Annotated in this window: 16 protein-coding genes and 1 tRNA gene; 7 read left to right on the top strand and 10 right to left on the bottom strand. The window is 51.0% G+C overall.

Annotated elements, in window-relative coordinates; all coding sequences use genetic code 11:
- Positions 1 to 25: 25 nt before the first annotated feature.
- The 8 genes from HJG54_RS22345 to bioF form a co-directional block, all read right to left on the bottom strand.
- A complete protein-coding gene (locus tag HJG54_RS22345; RefSeq protein WP_316431469.1) occupies positions 26 to 1,687 on the bottom strand; it encodes a Gldg family protein in 1,662 nt (553 codons plus the stop codon).
- A gap of 256 nt (positions 1,688 to 1,943) precedes the next feature.
- Positions 1,944 to 2,744: an ABC transporter permease gene (locus HJG54_RS22340; RefSeq protein ID WP_035998643.1), complete on the bottom strand. Its 801-nt coding sequence runs from the start codon at positions 2,742 to 2,744 to the stop codon at positions 1,944 to 1,946.
- Positions 2,741 to 3,847 (bottom strand): ABC transporter ATP-binding protein, encoded by a 1,107-nt coding sequence (locus tag HJG54_RS22335; protein WP_316431468.1) that lies wholly within the window; start codon positions 3,845 to 3,847, stop codon positions 2,741 to 2,743. Before HJG54_RS22335 ends, HJG54_RS22340 begins: the two co-directional genes overlap by 4 nt.
- A gap of 817 nt (positions 3,848 to 4,664) precedes the next feature.
- Positions 4,665 to 6,569, bottom strand: a complete 1,905-nt coding sequence (gene dxs, locus HJG54_RS22330) for a 1-deoxy-D-xylulose-5-phosphate synthase (RefSeq protein WP_316431467.1) — start codon at positions 6,567 to 6,569, stop codon at positions 4,665 to 4,667.
- Positions 6,570 to 6,684: 115 nt separating this feature from the next.
- Positions 6,685 to 7,485: a Uma2 family endonuclease gene (locus HJG54_RS22325; protein WP_316431466.1), complete on the bottom strand. Its 801-nt coding sequence runs from the start codon at positions 7,483 to 7,485 to the stop codon at positions 6,685 to 6,687.
- A 26-nt stretch (positions 7,486 to 7,511) separates the two neighbouring features.
- Entirely contained in the window at positions 7,512 to 8,321 is an 810-nt protein-coding gene (locus tag HJG54_RS22320) for a methyltransferase (protein ID WP_316431465.1), read from the bottom strand.
- On the bottom strand, positions 8,318 to 9,040 hold the full coding sequence (locus HJG54_RS22315) for an alpha/beta hydrolase (RefSeq protein WP_316431464.1): 723 nt from the start codon (positions 9,038 to 9,040) through the stop codon (positions 8,318 to 8,320). Before HJG54_RS22315 ends, HJG54_RS22320 begins: the two co-directional genes overlap by 4 nt.
- A gap of 54 nt (positions 9,041 to 9,094) precedes the next feature.
- Positions 9,095 to 10,261, bottom strand: a complete 1,167-nt coding sequence (gene bioF, locus HJG54_RS22310; RefSeq protein ID WP_316431463.1) for an 8-amino-7-oxononanoate synthase — start codon at positions 10,259 to 10,261, stop codon at positions 9,095 to 9,097.
- Between the two features lie 55 nt (positions 10,262 to 10,316).
- Here bioF and HJG54_RS22305 point away from each other — a divergent pair, with 55 nt between their 5' ends.
- The 5 genes from HJG54_RS22305 (at position 10,317) to HJG54_RS22285 (ending at position 14,802) form a co-directional block, all read left to right on the top strand.
- Positions 10,317 to 11,219: a Uma2 family endonuclease gene (locus tag HJG54_RS22305; protein WP_316431462.1), complete on the top strand. Its 903-nt coding sequence runs from the start codon at positions 10,317 to 10,319 to the stop codon at positions 11,217 to 11,219.
- Between the two features lie 121 nt (positions 11,220 to 11,340).
- Positions 11,341 to 12,708, top strand: a complete 1,368-nt coding sequence (locus HJG54_RS22300) for an FAD-binding oxidoreductase (RefSeq protein WP_316431461.1) — start codon at positions 11,341 to 11,343, stop codon at positions 12,706 to 12,708.
- A 45-nt stretch (positions 12,709 to 12,753) separates the two neighbouring features.
- Positions 12,754 to 13,326, top strand: coding sequence for a Uma2 family endonuclease (locus HJG54_RS22295; protein ID WP_316435655.1), 573 nt, complete (start codon positions 12,754 to 12,756; stop codon positions 13,324 to 13,326).
- A 205-nt stretch (positions 13,327 to 13,531) separates the two neighbouring features.
- Complete coding sequence (locus tag HJG54_RS22290) at positions 13,532 to 14,485, top strand: cyclase family protein (RefSeq protein ID WP_316431460.1); 954 nt, start codon at positions 13,532 to 13,534, stop codon at positions 14,483 to 14,485.
- 244 nt (positions 14,486 to 14,729) lie between these two features.
- Positions 14,730 to 14,802, top strand: a tRNA-Thr gene (locus tag HJG54_RS22285).
- Positions 14,803 to 14,992: 190 nt separating this feature from the next.
- Here the strand turns inward: HJG54_RS22285 and HJG54_RS22280 are convergent.
- Positions 14,993 to 15,115, bottom strand: a complete 123-nt coding sequence (locus HJG54_RS22280; RefSeq protein WP_316431459.1) for a hypothetical protein — start codon at positions 15,113 to 15,115, stop codon at positions 14,993 to 14,995.
- A 15-nt stretch (positions 15,116 to 15,130) separates the two neighbouring features.
- Positions 15,131 to 16,255 carry a LuxR C-terminal-related transcriptional regulator gene (locus HJG54_RS22275; RefSeq protein ID WP_316431458.1) on the bottom strand — a complete coding sequence of 375 codons (1,125 nt, stop codon included), beginning with the start codon at positions 16,253 to 16,255 and terminating at the stop codon, positions 15,131 to 15,133.
- 179 nt (positions 16,256 to 16,434) lie between these two features.
- Between HJG54_RS22275 and HJG54_RS22270 the strand changes: the two genes are divergently transcribed.
- Together HJG54_RS22270 and HJG54_RS22265 are read left to right on the top strand one after the other, a co-directional pair.
- The gene (locus tag HJG54_RS22270; protein ID WP_316431457.1) at positions 16,435 to 16,974 is read left to right on the top strand and encodes a hypothetical protein; all 540 of its coding nucleotides are present in this window, start codon (positions 16,435 to 16,437) and stop codon (positions 16,972 to 16,974) included.
- A gap of 34 nt (positions 16,975 to 17,008) precedes the next feature.
- Entirely contained in the window at positions 17,009 to 18,190 is a 1,182-nt protein-coding gene (locus HJG54_RS22265; protein ID WP_316431456.1) for a hypothetical protein, read from the top strand.
- The last annotated feature ends 41 nt before the right edge of the window (positions 18,191 to 18,231 follow it).

Genomic DNA, 18,231 nt, shown 5'->3' with positions numbered 1-18,231 from the left:
CAAAACTCAAAACTCAAAACTTCCCCTACCGTCTTCGCCACCACACCAAGGCTGCGCTTGCAAACCCTACTAGCGGTAATAACACCAAAGCGAGCAAAACCGCGCTCAACTGTTGTCCCACCGACATGACAATCCGTCGATTGGTCGCCTCTTTAGGTCGAATCGACAGCACCTGATCATCCTGCTGGCTCAGCCAGCTCACTGAATTCAGGAACACATCACCATTCAACTGCTGATCGAACAAGCCATCGGTGGCAAAGCTGGAACCGCCGATTACAACCAGCCGCGCTTCTGGGGTATTTTGTTCGGCTTCTGGGCTGGGGGAGGGAGAGGGGGAAGGTGGGGGAGAGGGGGAGGGGGAGGGAGATGCAGCTTGTGGTGATGGCGATGGGCTAGGGCTGGGTTTGGCGGTTTCAGTGGCGACGGTGCGGCTGAGGGCAGCGCCAATGTCGAAGGGGCCTTTGGGGTCTTCTGGCGTGGATTGGACTTCTCCCGAGGCGGCAATTTGTTGGGCGGAGGTGCGCGGGTCGGTGATCAGGAGGGGAGTGACCTGCACGCCGGTAACAGGTTGGATTTGCAGCGGACTCACCAGGGGATAGAAGGAAATGCCGTTGCTAAACCCACGGGTGATCGGATGGTCGCCATACTGATTCACGATTACTACACCCGCTCCCAGGCCGGAAGATTGGCCTGCTGGGTCGGTCACCAGCCGGTCGCTCACCGTCACGCCCCATTCCTTCAGCAGAGTATTTAAATTGGAATTGGTTTGAGGATCCAGCATCAGCATCAGGCCACTTTTGCGTTTGAGGTAGTCCCTGAGGGCGGTCAGCTCCACATCCAGCAGGGGACGCTGTGCTCCGGCAATCACGACCACGCCCGCATCATCGGGAATTTTGGGATTGGTGGCTAAATTCAGCGGTTCCGCCGCAAAGCTTTCTTCACCGAGGCGAGTTTTGGCCTGGGAAAAGGCTCCCTGGCCTGGTTCTAGACTGCGTTCGCCGTGGCCTTGTAAAAAGTAAACCTTCTGCTGCTCGGTATTGGTGATCTGTACCAAACTGTTGGTCAGCTTGCGTTCGGAAATTCGTTCCTGGGGTGTAACGGTTTGCACCAAACGCCGCTTTTCCCCCGCTTCTAGATACAGCTCGCCAATCGACTGCACACCAAACTCGCGCGCCACACCCGGTTTCGCCTGCGGATCGACAAACTCAAAGCTAAACTGCTCGGTTTCGCGACGGTAGTTATCGAGCAACTGCCGGTCTGCCGCACTCGGATTGGGGCTAAAGATCCAGGCTTTAACCGGCTGGTCCAACTCTCGCAGCACGTCCTGCGTTTGGGGCGCTAGGGTAAAAATTTGGTTCTCGGTCAGGTCCACTCGCGTGTTGTAGCGAACGGCCAGAAAGTTGACGAATCCTAGAATCGCCAGTACGGCCAGCGTGGCAATCAGGGCGTTGGTTCCTGCCTGAGTCGAACGTCGGTTCCAAAAACTGGCCTGGGTAAAGCCCGATGTCAGCAGCCAGAGCAGCAGCAGTACCCCACCGATCCCGATCAACGCCAAGGGCATGACTGCCCAGCCGGCGATGGCACCTGCCGTTAGCCCCATGATGATGAACACCGGAGCGAGCCAGAATAGATACTTCCAGTATTTCCAGTATTTCTTCAGGATGGTTTGGGTGGAGGTGAGTTTCATGGCGAGGCTTGATAAGTTTTGAGTTTTGAGTTTTGAGTTTTGAGTTAGAGGGGGCTTGGTTTGAAAGTCCCCCAATCTATAGCCCTAACGGGCATACCAGAAAGGGGGATTTAGGGGGCCAATCTGTTTAGGAAGGGAAGTTGAGTTTTGTAGCTTGCTTTTGGGTGTCGCGCAGCGTTGCCGTAGGCAGTAGCAGTGTTTTGAGTTTTTAAGTTTTAAGGGGTGGTGTAGGCGGTGGGGAGGTTTAGGAGATTTTCTAAGACCGTTGGAAGCGGAAGGCTTCGATCGATTGGGCGGTGAGGAATAGCCCTAGCAAAATATAGGTGATAAAGACAATGATGCTGCTGCTGTCGAAAATGCCTTGAGTGAGAGTCGTGTAGTTTTTGATCAGCGACAGGTGCTTCAGGGCTTCGCCAATCGGGCCAGCTAAGCTATTGGCAATCAGGTCCACCACCCAGAGCAACAGAATTAGCGCGAAGGTGAGAATCGCGGCCAGAATCGTGCTGTCGGTGAGCGACGAGATGAACATGCCAAGCGACAAAATCGCAGCCGCCATCAAAATTAGCCCAAAGTGGCCCAGAAACATTACGGTGGGTGAGGCGGGTGGATTAGCCGCACTTAAGACAATTGCCTGATAAATTAGCAGCGGCAGCACCATCGTTAGGAAAAAGGTGAGCACGCCCAGCAGTTTGCCGAGCGCCACCACCCAGTTGGTCAGAGGAGAAGTGGCGAGTAGCTCCAGCGTGCCGCGCTTGCGTTCTTCGGCATACAGCCCCATCGACAGCATCGGCAGAATGAACAGCGACAGGGAGCCTAAAATGCCTAAGAAATAGCTAAGAAACTGGTAGGCCACATCGATCGGCGGGGTGGTGATGCCCATCTGGTCGCGGAAGTTGGCTTGGGCAATCAACCCTTCGGGTCCCATCAAGATGGCGGTGAAGAAAAAGCCGCTCAGCAGCCAGAACACGGCAGCAATGATGTAGGCGAAGGGGGAGGCAAAATAGCTTTGCAGCTCGCGCCGATAGATGGCAATTACGTTAGCAACGATGGTGTTCATCGGGCGTCTCCTTCTGGGTCAGCGTCGGCTGGGGATGGATTGATGGCGGTTGGGTCAGGATCAGACCGTTGGGAGGTTGAATTGTCTGCCTCAGCCGGTTCTGATGGTTCTCGTTGAGCCGCTTGTGCTCGTTCATAGGCTTGGTCCGCCTCAGCCAGATTAATCGTTTTTTCTTCGGTGGTAAGTTCCAGAAACACGTCTTCCAGGCTGACACGGGTGCGGCGCAATTCGTAGAGTCCCAGACCCGAACCCACGATCATGGCGGCAATCTCGCGGCCCGGATCGTGACCGGCTTCTAGCGTCAGCCGCAGTTTGGAGCGGTTTTCTGGTAGAGTCTCATCGACCAACGCATCCACTGCCTTGACGCCTGGGATTTGCAGCAGCCGCGCCTGATCAAACCTGCCTTCGACTTCTAGCTCATAGCCGCTTTCACCGGCCAGGGCCGTCATCAACTGTTCGGGCGTATTGGTCGCCACAACCCGACCGCGATTGATAATTGCCACCTTATTACAGGTCATGCTGACTTCCGGCAAAATGTGGGTCGAGAGAATAATCGTATGCTCGCCAGCCAAGCTCTTAATTAAATTGCGCACCTCAATGATTTGACGCGGATCAAGCCCCACGGTTGGCTCGTCCAGCACAATCGCTGGCGGATCATGCACAATCGCCTGGGCAATCCCGACCCGCTGCCGAAATCCTTTTGACAGCTTGCGAATCAGCACCTTGCGCTTTTCTAGAATATTGCAGCGCTTCATGGCCGACTCTACTCGCTGGCTCCGGTCACCTGCTGCGACGCCTTTGATCCGGGCCACAAAGGTGAGAAAGCCTTCCACCGTCATATCAGGATAAAGGGGCGGCGTTTCCGGCAAGTAGCCAATCCGCTGCCGCACTTCCATCGAGTTTTCGTGGACATCGAATCCGGCAATTTTGGCCGTACCGCTGGTGGCAGGCAAATAGCCGGTCAGGATGCGCATCGTGGTGGTTTTGCCAGCACCGTTGGGACCGAGAAAGCCAAGAATTTCTCCTTTTTCGACGGAAAAGGTGATATCTTGAATCGCGGGTGTAGAGCCGTAGACTTTGCTCAGATGTTCAACTTCAATCATGGTAGGGGATGGGGGGCGGAGAGCCTGCTGAGTCCGAGGGGCTAGCTTCGTTACTCAGCCGGTTGGTTGCCTAGTCTGCTTGCGGTTCGTTGCGTGAGTCTGGTTCGTTGCCGTTATACTCGACTTTTGACGATCTTGCCATCAAAAGTTCCAAGGCCAAATTGTAGCTAAAAGAAGGGCCTTGTCGCTCAAGCAGTTACCGAAAATTGTTCAAGTATAAAACGATACCGATTCAAATGGTTTTGCTGCTGGAATTCGCGGTCACTGCTTTTATGGATAGGGATAAACATTTACAGGCATAAACATTAGGTGCAGACACAGGAATGCCAAGTGAATGTTTGACTAATGCGTCCGGTCCGAGATTATCTGATACGAAATGGTGAATGTAGGTCAATATTCAGGTGATATAAGCAATACAGCCGCGTGTCAAGCCTATTGAATGTCGCTTACTGCAAAAGGCATCTCAGAGCAGATGCATACTAGAGATGCACATTAGAACAGATCTCAATGGGTCCGCAGGTGAATCGAATCTAAATACAATCAATCAAATCGACACAGTTCTTGGAGCGCATATTGGAGCACAATGCTTGAAAGCGAATTTCAAAGAACCCAAGATTAGCCCCCTAACCCCTTCAATAATGAGGAACGCCCGAACCGACTCTGGGCAGCAGGGAACAGAGCAGATCGCCAAACTTCGAGCCAAAGACCCAAAGGGCAGGTGGTTTTTCAAAGTCCCTCAAGCTTGAGGAATTTAGGGGGCCGGGAGTGGCGCAGGTAAAAAGGCCGCGCTGATTAGTAACCAGCAATTGCTGCCACTTCAATGCACCGGAGTCGGCTGCGGCTGCATCAGTTGACGAATGCGATCGGCAATTTGGGGCGGAGTTAGACCCAGCTCGGCAAAGGATTGTTCCGGCTTGGCGTGATCCACCAAGCGATCGGGCACACCCAGTCGCGTCACGGGTACCATGACTTCGTGATCGAGCAGGGATTCGGCCACGGCAGAACCAAACCCACCCATGAGGCAGCCTTCTTCCAGCGTGATCACCCGCTTCACCTGACGGGCAATTGGCACAATCAGTTCGGTGTCAATCGGTTTAGCAAACCGGGCGTTGATCACGGTAGCTTCAATGCCATATTCGCTGAGAATTTCTGCCGTTTGCATCGCCGGATACACCATCGAGCCGTAGCCCACCATCAGCACATCATCACCCTGACGCAGAATTTCTCCCTTGCCGATGGGGAGGGGTTCCCAGCCTTCTTCCATCAGCGGCACCCCGTAGCCATTGCCTCTGGGATAGCGCAACGCAATCGGACCATTGGTGTAGTTGACGCCGGTAACGATCATCCGCTGCAATTCGGCTTCGTCTTTGGGAGCCATCAGCACCATGTTGGGAATACAGCGCAGATAGGCGATGTCGTACATGCCCTGATGGGTAGGACCATCGGCCCCCACAATTCCGGCTCGATCCATACAGAAAAAGACCGGCAGATTTTGAATGCAAACATCATGCACCACCTGATCGTAGGCGCGCTGCAAAAAGGTAGAGTAGATGGCGCAAATCGGGCGCATGCCTTCGCAGGCTAACCCTGCCGCCAATGTGACCGCATGCTGCTCGGCAATCCCGACATCGATGTACTGCTGAGGCAATTTCTGCTGGAGTTTGTCCAAACCGGTGCCGGTCGCCATCGCGGCGGTAATACCGATAATTTTGGGATTGTTTTCTGCCAGTTTGGTTAGCGTGTGGGCAAACACTTTAGCGTAGGCAGGCGGTTTGGGTTTGCTAGCCGGAATTGCTTTGCCGGTTGCCAGGTTAAACGGATTTTGGGCGTGATAGCCCACCTGATCTTGTTCAGCAATCGCATACCCCTTGCCTTTCACCGTTGCTACATGCACTAGCACCGGACCGGGCTGCTTATGGGCCAGTTGGAAGGTGGCGATCAGCTCTTCCAGGTTGTGGCCGTCGATCGGTCCCATATAGGTGAAACCCAGTTCTTCGAACACCGCACCCACTTTGGGAACGGCCAATCGCTTCATCCCTTCTTTGATCCGGTTGAGTTCGGGCGTCAGCGAACCACCCACAAACGGCAAATGCTTGAACTGCTCTTCCAAGTTATCGGTGAGGAACTGCATGGGCGGGCTGAGGCGCATTTTGTTGAGGTAGCGGGGAATCGCGCCCACGTTGGGCGAAATCGACATTTCGTTGTCGTTCAGCACTACCAGCAAATTGGTTCTGGGCAGATGTCCGGCATGGTTGATCGCTTCTAGCGCCATGCCGCCCGTGAGCGCCCCATCCCCAATCACCGCTACAACCTTGTATTTTTCGCCCTGCAAATCGCGAGCTAAAGCCATCCCCAAGGCAGCAGAGATACTGGTAGAAGCGTGACCCGCGCCAAAGTGGTCAAACTTGCTTTCACAGCGCTTGAGATATCCGGCAATTCCATCCTTTTGGCGTAGCGTGTGGAAGCGGTCGTAGCGTCCGGTAATCAGCTTGTGGGGATAGGCTTGGTGCCCTACATCCCAGATCACCTTATCGCGATCCAGGTCAAGGGTTTGGTAGAGTCCTAAGGTCAGCTCAACGACGCCCAACCCTGGTCCCAAATGGCCGCCGCTGGCTGCGACCGTCTCCAGATGCTTCTCCCGAATCTGCCGAGCAATCTGCTGAAGTTGACTGATAGACAGCCCATGCAGTTGATTCGGATGGGTTATTTCACTCAGATGCATATCATGAAATACCTGAAAAATAGGACTATAGTTATAGTCTCACTCTAAAACGAATCGGGTGACAGGTTAGCAAGTCCTGGGAGACTGGTTAAGAATTCTTCTTGTAATTTGTTCGTTACAGCGCATCCGGATTTTCTCCCAATTCTCGCAATCGAGCCGCTAGGCGTTCTGCTCGCTGTTGGGCGAGTTCGGCCTGCTGTTGGGCGAGTTCTGCTTGTTGTTGAGCAATTTCGGCCTGCTGTTGGGCGAGTTCGGCCTGCTGTTGGGCGGCTTCTTCCGGCAAAGGAACTAGCCTACCTTGCGGATCATAAAACCTCAGCCAATGGCAGGTTCCAGTCGGAGGTTCCCGATCGATCGCGCCTTCCCAAGTGCCCAACCAGAGCTGTAGCATTTCGCACCAGAGCCAGCCGTTTTCGTTGGGAGTCAGGGGTTGATAGCTGCGCCCTTCTAGATGCCAGCCTTCGAGCGAGTTGGGGTTGAACGGGTCGTAGATATAGTAGTCCTGAGTTTTGAACACCTTTTCGTAGAGCTGTTTCTTGACGCCTCGGTCAACCGCCGCCGTGCTGTCAGACAGCAGTTCGATAATCACATCGGGATAGCGCCCTTCTTCTTCCCATACCACCCAGCCTTTGCGCTCGCGGCTTCCGTCTACCTCTAGGGCCGCGAAGAAATCCGGGCCTCGGAAATCGCGATTCATGGCCTGGGTGCTGCTGTAATAAACAAACATATTGCCGCCGATGAACACATCCGAACGTCCAGCCAGGGCCTGCTGAGCTGAGCGAATTAGGGCATTCATGGCGATACGGTGGCGATTGCTTTCCAAGGGTTCTCCATCGTCAAAAATCAGATTGGTGGGTGGCGCAGGCGGCTCCCAGTCTATAAAAGTAGCGGGTAATTGGGTTTGCGGTTCTGCCATATCCAACTCCTGGTGTTTCTCTAACGCTAGCTCGATTTGCGTTGCAGCGCCCAGCAGGCAATTTGGTGATGCACCTGCACAGGACCAGCGGTTTGAGCGTCCCAGTGCCGAAGCAAGGTTTTCATCTGTTTTGGAGGCAATGGCGGCTGAGCCGGATTCACGCCCGCTCCAATCGCCTTCAAGCTGCGAAAAAAGTCGGCGGCATTGGCATGAGTGGTGCTGAGGTCAAGCACATTTGCATAGCAAAGCTGAGCCTGAGGTAAAGCTGACAGTAGAATTTCTGGATCGGGCAGGGGTCTAGCCGTGAAGGGGAGGTTGAGATGGTTGCACACCTGTCGCCATTCTGGAAAACTGTGGCAAGTGGGAAAGGAAATAAACAACATGCCGTTGGGGTGAAGAGCTTCTAACAACCGACGCAGGCCTTGAATCGGATTGTGAAACCATTGGATTACAAAACCACCTACAATTGCCGCATAGAATTCAGTAGAGTCAGATAAATTTTCTGCGTCGATCGATTGAAATGAAACGAAAGATTTCTGTGGATCAGGAATTATCAACTGAGATTGACAAAACTCAATCATCTCTGAAGACAAGTCAGTAATTTCCAACAAACGCCGAGGAAAACATTGCAGTAAACCTTGAGTGATAAATCCAGTGCCACAGCCGATTTCCAGGATTTTTCCCTCTGGTAACTTAGCTTGATAGGTGGTGATCAAGTTGAGTAGATGCTGGGCACAGTTCTGCTGCAAACCAGCATAGACATGGTAGCTTATGGCCGCTCGCCCAAAGCTTTTGGCAATTTGTTGCTTGTGGCGTTCCTCAGTGGGTGAACTCATGGATCTAACCGTGCGTTTAGAATGGGTTGGAGAATCGCTTGGCAATGTTCGGCATGGGTAAACGGTAGTGCATGGCCGGCGGTGGGAATCTCAAAATAAGGACATTTCAACTGTTCGGCCAGCGCCTTTCCTTTCGTGGCTGAAACAATTCGATCGGCTGAGCCATGTAAGACCACAACTTGGGGCACCGAACGTGAAACGGCTGGATCAATCACAGCGATGTTGAGATGCTGCAAATCCTGTCGCAGTCGTTCAATGTTGAGCGTTTCTGGTATTGGGCCATGCCAAGCGATCGGATGATAACTTCTCGTCAGAAACTTTTGCAACATCAACCGGGGATTACTACTTGAATCCCTGACTTCGTCCGAGGAGAGCTGACCCAGCATTTGTTGAATCGTTGTTTGTGAGCGTTTTTTGAGATTGGGTGGTTCGGGATGAAATTCAAGAAAACTGCTGAAAATAACTAACACATCGGCTTGATTGAGTTGCTCTACCGGGCACCAATGCAATCCGTAGGAGTGAACAAAGATGACCTTAAATAAATCATCTTTGCAATTCACTGAATTGCTAGCATCAAAGTATCCTCGATCCGCAGTTTTCAGGTCACAACTCTGTTGTTCTAACCATTCCTGCCATCCTTGCCAACAAGAATGATCAAATCCCCACCCGTGATAGGCGAGAACCTCAGATCTAGACAGAGAACGATTGCTAGAAAACATGTATCAAGCACATAGAATCAACCTAACCATAGCGCCAATGACTAGAGCCAATAACTACAGAATACTCCAAGTTTGAATTGCTCCAATCAATCTATCTAAATGCTCTGGTGTATGACAGCTCGATAGCGCTAATCGAATTCGTGCTGTTCCTGCGGCAACTGTCGGAGGGCGAATCGCAGTCGCTAAAATGCCCTGCTGTTCTAACCAGCCCGATAAGGATAGGGTTTTCTCCTCTGCACCCAAAATGACCGGAATAATCTGCGTGCCAGATGCACCGGTATCGTAACCAAACGATTGTAGCCGAGTTCGCAAATGATTCGATTGCTGAATCAAAAATTGCCGCTCTGCTTCTAGAGTTGGCATCAAAAATAGAGCTGCTTCGATCGCGCCAATCACGGCTGGTGGCAAGGCTGTAGTGTAGATGAAACCAGGACAATAGTTAATCAAATAATCACGCAATTTTCTCGAACAGGTAACAAACGCTCCAAACGTCCCAAACGCTTTACCAAACGTGCCGATTACCAGATCCACACCCGCCCGATGCGCTGCTAGTCCCATCCCGTCTTGCCCCAAAACCCCCACAGCATGAGCATCATCGAGATACAAAATGGCACCATAACGGTCAGCCAAATCAATCAGAGCATCCAGATCGCAGCGATCTCCATCCATGCTAAACACCGTTTCGGTGGCAATCAAAATGCGGCTGAAGGTTTGCTGAGCCTGCTGCAATCCGGCTTCTAGTTGATGCAAATCATTGTGGGCATAGCGTTTAAACCTGGCACCGCTGGCAAGAATGCCCTGTAGCAAACTGTTGTGAACATACCGATCACACAGCACCAAGGATTGCCGATCCAAGAGCGCCGCCAAAATTGTTGAATTGGCCTGAAAGCCAGAATTAAACAGTAATGCTGCCTCTCGTCCACAGGCCAGCGCCAGCTTTTCCTCTAGGTTTTGGTGAATTTCGTAGGTGCCACTCACCAGTCGAGATGCGGTTGCCCCAGTGCCATACTGTTCCGTATACTGCTGAGCTGCCGCAATCAGGGTTGGATGCTTCGATAACCCCAAGTAGTCGTTTGAGCTAAAGTTGAGCAACACCTGGCCAGATCGGACCACATGCACCGCGTCAATCGGCTGGAGCGGTTGGAGCGATCGCAAGCGTTGGCTTTGCACTCTCTCGGTTAGCGCTGACTCAATAAAGGCGAATTTGTCGTTTTGCACCATACTTGCACCATACTAGAAAATCATCCCAGTCCATTTGCTAGGAGGGATAGCGGTTATGCCCACCGATCACCAGCTTGACCTAATTGAATATCCAGAGTCTGATGGCAGACCCATGACGGAAAGTGATCCAACCCGCGATTATCTAGTGTATTGCGTAGAAGCGCTAGATCTTTATTTTCAGAGCCGGGAAAACGTCTACGTCTCAGGCAATCTATTTGTTTACTATCGGCAGGGCGATCCAAAGGCAGTGGTTTCTCCGGATGTGTTTGTGGTGTTTGGTGCCAGTAAACGCAAGCGGCGCAGCTACCAAGCCTGGAAAGAGAACAACAAGCTGCCTGATTTTGTCATGGAAATTACTTCCAAAACAACAAGAATTGAAGACGAACGGGACAAGCCATCGCTCTATGCCCAGCTTGGCGTGCAGGAATATTTTCAATACGACCCAACCGGAGACTATCTTCAGCCTCAGCTCAAAGGCTTTCGACTAGTGGAAGGCCAGTATCAGCCAATTCCGGCAGAAACCCGTCCCAATGCGCTACTCTGCATTCCCAGCCAAGTGTTAGGGCTAGAGCTGTGGTTAATCGAATCCGAATTCTCGCTGCTGTTCAATTTTGACAATGGCAATGCGATTCGACGCGAGCTGCGCTTTTTCGACCCCAATACCGGAGAGAAACTGCCCAACTACAAAGAAGCCCGACAGGCTAGAGCACTCGCGGAACTCGCCAAAGAACAGGCCGAACTCGCCAAAGAGGAAGCTGAACAGGCTAGAGACCAAGCCGAACAAGCCAAAGACCAAGCCGAACAGGCCAGAGACCAAGCCGAACAGGCCAGACGATTAGCAGTACCACGCTTACTGGCGCTGGGATTAACCGTTGAGCAAGTTGCAGACGCCTTACAGCTCTCTGTGCAGCAGATAGAAGCCTTGAGGCACGATGGAGGTGATGCCAGTTCCACATAGCCCATGCGTTGCCCAGCTAGATCGCGTCTCCATACGGAAAAAATTCCTTCCGGCTCGGTAGAGTAAAAAGGAGGGGTTTGTTAGACTGTCCCCACTGGATACAACGCATGGAGAGCAAGGGATGACTGTAGCCGCAACGCAATCGATCAACTGGGACAACTTTGTCGCCGCCCTGAATGGCATCGAAGTGATCCGCGATCCGGGACAGGTAGCAAAACTGTCTAAGGATTACTATTCCTACAGTCCAATCTTGCAATCCCTGCTGGCTGATAAGGTAGGCGACCTCGTAGTGCGGCCTGCCAGCGAAGCAGAAGTGCTGCAAGTAGCAGAAGTCTGTGTTCGATACAAGGTGCCTCTGACGGTGCGCGGAGCCGGAACCGGCAACTACGGCCAGTGCATTCCGCTGCAGGGCGGCGTGATTTTGGATATGGGCAAGATGCAGGCCGTCAAGTGGATCAAACCCGGAACAGCCTGTGTAGAACCGGGAGCCAAACTAGCCGCGATTGATAAACAAACTCGCGAAACCGGCTGGGAAATTCGCATGGCTCCTTCTACCTATCGCACGGCTACGATTGGTGGATTCATTGGCGGCGGCAGTGGCGGCATGGGGTCAATTACCTACGGTCAGTTGCGTGATCGGGGCAATCTGCATGCGGTGCGCGTCGTGACGATGGAAGACCAGCCGCGAGTGATTGAGCTGCGGGGCGACGATGTGCAAAAGGTGAATCACGCCTACGGCACCAACGGCATCATTACCGAACTAGAAATTCCCCTCGGTCCGGCCTATCCCTGGGCAGAGCTGATTGTCACCTTTCCCGATTTCATGACCGCCGCTCGGTTTGGTCAGGTGCTCGGCGATTCCGATGGCCTAATCAAAAAACTAATCTGCATTTGCGCTGCACCTATTCCTAACTATTTCGCCGCCTTCCGCACAGTGATTCCGTCCGATAGTCACTGTGCCTTGCTGATGATCGCCGAATCCTGCCTGGAGCTATTTCAGGAACTCGTGAAAGAATTTAATGGCACCGTAGTTTACCAGAAAACAGCCCAGGAAGCCAGCAAAGGCACCGCCATCTACGAATACACCTGGAACCACACCACACTCCACGCCCGTAGCGTCGATCCAACCCTCACTTATCTGCAAACCCTGTTTCCGCCCGACAAGGAACTCAAGCTGGTTGAACATATGTATCATCATTTCGGAGATGAGGTGATGATGCATCTAGAATATTTGCGCGTGAACGGCACTGCAATACCGGCAGCACTACAAATCGTTCGCTATACCACACTAGAACGGTTACAGGAAATTATCAAATACCACGAAGACAATGGTGCATTTATCGCCAATCCCCACACCTACATTCTGGAAGACGGTGGACGCAAAACGATTGATCCAGTTCAGTTAGAGTTCAAGCAAATGGTCGATCCCCACGGCCTACTCAACCCCGGCAAAATGAAAGCCTGGGACCAGCGCCAATCTACTAACTAGAGCACTTTGGAGTACCCGTCACCCATCCACCGCAAACTTACCGCCATGCTGACCGAGCCGCTGATCTTACATCTGCAATCCGTCGAGTTGACCGACGACCAGTTCTACCACCTCTGTCAGGCCAATGACGAGCTGAAATTCGAACGAACGGCCAAAGGAGAATTAGTGATTATGCCACCCGTCGGAGGAGTCAGCGGCAATCGAGAAGCCGATTTAATTGCAGATGTAGTGACATGGAATCGTCGAACCGGGTTAGGCAAGGTCTTCAGTTCCTCAACCATCTTCAGACTGCCCAACGGCGGCGACCGCTCTCCAGATGTGGCCTGGGTGCAACTAGAGCGCTGGAATGCTTTGATTCCAGAAGAACAGGAGAAATTTCCACCCATCTGTCCCGATTTTGTGATCGAGCTACGCTCTCGGACTGACTCACTAGAATCCTTGCGCGAAAAGATGCAGGAGTACCTGAATAGCGGTCTGCGGCTCGGCTGGCTGATCAACCCTCAAGATCAGCAGGTAGAAATCTATCGTCCAAACCAAGCACCAGAAATGTTGGGTTTTCCAGTACGGCTATCGGGGGAAGAGGTATTACCTGGATTCGTGCTCAATTTGCCGTTGTAGAACCACTGGGATGGCTAAACCCCTCGAACGGATGCAGCCCAGGAGATTGGGAACAATCCTAACCGTTTTGACTGCGGCTATAGCAACCCGCCCGTGCAGGAAACAAAAATTATTCTGTCTCCTGGCTCCCGAATCCTAGCTCCTATTTTAATCCTGCTATAATTCCTCAATCCATAGATTAACCCATGAATCAGGTATTTCGCCCATGTTTAGACGCTGGTTTGTGCCAATCGCCGCTACCATTACTGCTCTAACGTTTCTACTTCCGCTTACAATTCATCCAGCCAAAAGTCAGAGTAACGCTCTCTGGCAGGTCTATGAAACGAGCTTGAAGTCAGCTAAATATGTAGACTTGACCCACGCGTTTAGTCCTACAATTCCCGTTTGGCAAGGCTTTGGCAAAGCCACATTCAAGCCCGCAGTGGCCGGAGCTGACATCCCAGATTACGTCAAAGTCGGCGAAGAGTACACCTACGGCACCCACGGCTTCATTGCCACAGCCTACGAGCTGCCTACAGACCAGTACGGTACCCAACTTGACCCACCGGCCCACTGGGAGGAATACGGCGCGACGATCAGCGATTTGCCCGCTACTTTCGCAGTGCGACCACTCGTAGTGATCGACATTCACGAAAAAGTAGCGCAAGATCCGGGCTACCACGCCACAATTGACGACATCAAAGCCTGGGAAGCAAAACACGGCACGATTCCAGAGGGCGCTGTGGTCATGATCCGCTCGGATTGGTACAAAAAGTGGTTTACGGAAACCGCTCGATTTAACCAAAAACCGTTTCCAGGCGTAAAGCTAGATGCGCTGCAATTTTTGCACCTGGAACGCCAAATTTTGTTTCACGGCCACGAGCCGCTCGATACAGACACCACGCCCAACCTGGAAGGCGAAGCTTGGCTGCTGCACAATCACTACACCCAAGCCGAAGGCGTGGCTAATCTGGATCAAGTCCCAGCAGCAGGTGCACTAGTGTCGATTGGTTTTGCCAAACCGGAAGGCGGTACCGGCGGCTACGCTCGCTATATCGCAATTTGTCCGCCTGACTGGCAGTACGGCGTCTCTGTCTTGGAAGCACCGGGCGCACCTCTGCCGAAACAGCCTCATCCCCTACGGCGCGATGCCAATGGTGTGCTGAAGCCAACGCCATAGCTGCTTTACCCATTACCTAGCCTTCGACAGTGGGGATCAGCTGTTCACCTTTATGCTTGAGGGTTTGGACTGGAAATCCCGCCTAATCACCAGTTGAATTTCCATACTGAGAATTGCTGGGGTTTGCTTGAGACTCTTGTAAGCACAATCGGTTGTAGGTTACAATTTAAAGCTGTACTGCAAATGTACCGGAAATCCTTGAACTGCAACAGATTTACCGTACATTGAGTGCCGTACAGCCTCTGCTGGTGTAGCTCAGTTGGTAGAGCAGCTGATTTGTAATCAGCCGGTCGCAGGTTCGAATCCTGTCACCAGCTTCTAAGAAGAATCAACCGTTTTCCGCTCATGGCGAGTCTTGTCACGTTCTATGTACTCGAAAGGCTCCGGTCAAAAGGCAACCGCAGGATCTGTCAAGGTTAGGGATTCAAACAATCGGCTCTAGCTCCTATTTACACATGGTGGCAAGCGTCATTGAGATCAGCGTTTATCAGCCTACTCCAAACGGCTTTAGCAGGCGAGAGCCAGTTTATCCGACGCATCAATCTGGCTCCGCTGCTTCAATGTGCCGCGATTGAGTCCCGCTCGCAAGTTGTCAGAGCGTTTAGACAAATTAATTAGTTCAATGTTCAAAGAACTGCTCTTTAGTTAGGCTCTAAGTACTCCCAGTTTATCCAAAGCATAGGTCACGGCAGCTATCCGTCCCTGCACACCAAACTTCTGATAAATGTGCTCCAAATGCTTTTTGACCGTTAGTTCACTAATTCCGAGAATGTCGGCGATTTCTGCATTGCTTTTACTCAGGGTCACCCAAGACAAAACCTCAGCTTCACGCTTGGTCAAGCCCAACAACTCAATTGATTTTGACGAAAGAGAACTCGCAGTCTGTTCTTCGAGCAGCAGCAAGTATTGTTCTCCGGACTGATCGGTAATCAGGCGAATCAGAAGTTGTTGTCCTTGCCACTCTAACCGTAACGGCAAACGAGGTGATGGAATATCGCTGGTTTGAGTTAATGAAGCGATTTGAGATTTAACCCATTGATGCAGACGTTCCGGTAACCGAGCACTCGGTAAGTGAGGAAGCTGAAAATACTGTTTTAATAACGTCCACGCTTGTTGACTCATCAAGTCAACCACTCCATCAGCTGTGAGAATAATCATATTCGATTGCTCTATAATACGCTCCAATCGCGCTAACTCCTGCTGCATTTGAGTTAGAGCCTGAGCATTTTGATAAGCCTGAAAGATATGAGGACGCAGTAAGTTGAGAACCAGGCGATCTCGTTCTGAAAAACTTCGCTCAGTTCGATGGAGCGAGAGTGTCATATCTGGCTCTAGATCTCTAGGCAGTTTTTTTCTGGCAAGCTGGGAAGTAGGTAGGATAAGTCCCATCTGATCTTCCAATCCTAAAGGCTGTAAGAATTTGTGGTAAAGCCCTTCGGAACAGTGAAGCTGGTCTTCATCCCAAAAGTCTGAGATTTTACAAGCTTTGCCATCACCTGTTTGCAAATAATAGGCGTTATGAGGATGCTCACAAAAATGTTGCTGGGCGACTTGTTCAACATTTAAGTGATCAATGGAGCGTGATATAGAACCAACTAAGAGACTGAATTTTTTATAATTGATAGGACTAAAACCAGTCAAGTCCGAAGAAACGATCTTTGGAATTAGTGAAATAACGTAATTCGGAAACTCTTCGAGATTATAGAGAATATATAATTCGCGTAGAAACTTGAGCAAATCTCGTAGATCTTTTTGGGTTAAAAGTGACATTTTCCAGAAAGAAAAATAGAGGGCTACTCAACTTTTCAGCTCTGTTTTTTGATTTCGGATCCTGTTTCTATTTCTTAACGATTCTATACGCCGATCAGCGTATTGCAGGTAGATTTTTGCTTTGCCATCTTGGTTTAAAGCCTATCAATAGATATTTAACCTACTCTTTCGAGTAACTTTTGAAGGCCGTTTTAAGAATATCTATCGTAAAGCTTGTCAAATCAATCAATAGTCATCAAAGGAGATATACCATGCCAGATTTCTTGGATTTTTCAGAATCATTGAAGAACCTTTCTCGTGAGCAATTACTGGAACTCCAAGCGCAAATGGAGCAAGCTCAAAAAGCCACCGCAGAACCAGAAAAACTGCCGATTAAGGTGGCGCTAGAAATCCACGTGAATGATTCAAACCAAATTGACCCTGCCGAACTCCATGCAGCCCTCTCAAAAGCCGCTGGAGACGAACCCTTTCCAATCACTTTGGATGAAATGCGCACATTGCAGGCAATTCAAGCTGAGATCGTAAAGTGGATTGATTCATCAAAAGAGCATGCGGCGCTGTTTGCAGTTAACCCAGTGTCTGCCTTACGACGGTCAGGGGTTTTGGGCGATGAAGCGCTGCTTGAGAAGTTAGAGACATTAATGAAAGCTTCTCCTGGTTTTGCAGCATTGTCAGGAGTCGAGATCGAAAGCGCCACCCTACAAGCAACGTCGATTTAATAATCACAGTAATAACTACAAAAAGGAGTTTGTCATGTCTGGTACCGGAATTCAAGGATGGGATGTAGCGATTGAACTAGATGAAACGGCATTGAATGCTCAGATCAGCTCTTTCTTTAATAGGGAATTTCGTGGTTCAACTAGATCTCTAGATCCTTTGCCTGATAGCTTTTCCAGCATTCGCGCTGCCATTCACATTCCCGCAGTGAGATTTATTCAAGGCAATGCGCAACAATTGAGGGCTGATCTAATCGTCAATCTCAACGATGTCTCGATGTTTTACACCACAATCGGTCAACTCGAAACCGAATCAGTAGGAACAGCCGAACGAGTGCGACTCAACTTAGAAAATTCCAGCCTGGAAGTTAATACGACTAGGTTCACCGAGGAGGTACGTAATCGTTTAGCAGCCGCAGGTGTAACAGTTGCAGAGTTCAATGAATTCAGAACAGCACTGATTGGTGTGGTTATCGGAGGTGTTGTAGGCGCAGCAGTCGGAGTAGTTGCTGCAAATATTGTGCAGGAAATTACCAGAACCATTGCAAACATGAGCATCACTGGAACAGCTAGAGGGCTGGTCGGAACGCCGTTATTTCCATTGCCCCTACTCTCTCCCAGTGAATTGATGACTCAAAATGTGCTTCTCGATGATCTGGTCATTGTCTCGCGCTTAGAGGTCGCTTATGTAAACCTACGAGGCGAGTTGCGAATTACCGATCGCCAGTATCTATCGACTTCAGCTCCTCCATTCAATCGGGTCCGCTTAACTTGGAAAGGAACATTCGAGGCTGTACCAGTTCACTTAACACCCCCCTTCCGGTTCTTGTGGACTGTGAATGGGGTGCGTTTATACTATGAGGGTGAGATCCCGGTAACTCAAGGCACGCTTCGCTACAGAGTAGACGGGAGCCGCTGCACTTTAACAACAACCCACGGTACCATGCTCAACGAAATGCTCTGCGTTGAAGTTACAGATGCACGGGGAATTTGGATGTTAGCCTGCAAAGCGCTTCGGGCTGAAGGCGAACGAACTGAGGTGCAGGAAATCAATCCCCGCGATGAAGCTTTGATTAGCAGACTATTTAGGTTGCCTCCTCATCTCATCCCTGGTCCAGCACCAGATGTGATTTTTAATCCAAAGATAGCAGCACAAATCCAAGCTGATTATGTATCAGCAGTTGCTCGTGGTATGAGTGTAGACCCAGGTTCTCTGTAGAATCTCTCCTTAAAAAAGTGGTTATACCAGTTCTTAGTTTT

It is taken from the genome of Leptolyngbya sp. NK1-12 (assembly GCF_032598965.1).
In the GTDB taxonomy this organism is placed as follows: Bacteria; Cyanobacteriota; Cyanobacteriia; order Elainellales; family Elainellaceae; genus Elainella.
This window is presented reverse-complemented; position numbering and strand designations above follow the sequence as displayed.

What these genes read in the sequence shown, in the direction of transcription:
- HJG54_RS22265 (WP_316431456.1), top strand. Translation starts at nt 17,009, where the DNA reads ATGTCTGGTACCGGAATTCAAGGATGGGATGTAGCGATTGAACTAGAT.
- HJG54_RS22315 (WP_316431464.1), bottom strand. Translation starts at nt 9,040, where the DNA reads ATGTTTTCTAGCAATCGTTCTCTGTCTAGATCTGAGGTTCTCGCCTAT.
- HJG54_RS22305 (WP_316431462.1), top strand. Translation starts at nt 10,317, where the DNA reads ATGCCCACCGATCACCAGCTTGACCTAATTGAATATCCAGAGTCTGAT.
- HJG54_RS22300 (WP_316431461.1), top strand. Translation starts at nt 11,341, where the DNA reads ATGACTGTAGCCGCAACGCAATCGATCAACTGGGACAACTTTGTCGCC.
- HJG54_RS22345 (WP_316431469.1), bottom strand. Translation starts at nt 1,687, where the DNA reads ATGAAACTCACCTCCACCCAAACCATCCTGAAGAAATACTGGAAATAC.
- HJG54_RS22335 (WP_316431468.1), bottom strand. Translation starts at nt 3,847, where the DNA reads ATGATTGAAGTTGAACATCTGAGCAAAGTCTACGGCTCTACACCCGCG.
- bioF (WP_316431463.1), bottom strand. Translation starts at nt 10,261, where the DNA reads ATGGTGCAAAACGACAAATTCGCCTTTATTGAGTCAGCGCTAACCGAG.
- HJG54_RS22325 (WP_316431466.1), bottom strand. Translation starts at nt 7,485, where the DNA reads ATGGCAGAACCGCAAACCCAATTACCCGCTACTTTTATAGACTGGGAG.
- HJG54_RS22320 (WP_316431465.1), bottom strand. Translation starts at nt 8,321, where the DNA reads ATGAGTTCACCCACTGAGGAACGCCACAAGCAACAAATTGCCAAAAGC.
- HJG54_RS22290 (WP_316431460.1), top strand. Translation starts at nt 13,532, where the DNA reads ATGTTTAGACGCTGGTTTGTGCCAATCGCCGCTACCATTACTGCTCTA.
- dxs (WP_316431467.1), bottom strand. Translation starts at nt 6,569, where the DNA reads ATGCATCTGAGTGAAATAACCCATCCGAATCAACTGCATGGGCTGTCT.
- HJG54_RS22275 (WP_316431458.1), bottom strand. Translation starts at nt 16,255, where the DNA reads ATGTCACTTTTAACCCAAAAAGATCTACGAGATTTGCTCAAGTTTCTA.
- HJG54_RS22340 (WP_035998643.1), bottom strand. Translation starts at nt 2,744, where the DNA reads ATGAACACCATCGTTGCTAACGTAATTGCCATCTATCGGCGCGAGCTG.
- HJG54_RS22295 (WP_316435655.1), top strand. Translation starts at nt 12,754, where the DNA reads ATGCTGACCGAGCCGCTGATCTTACATCTGCAATCCGTCGAGTTGACC.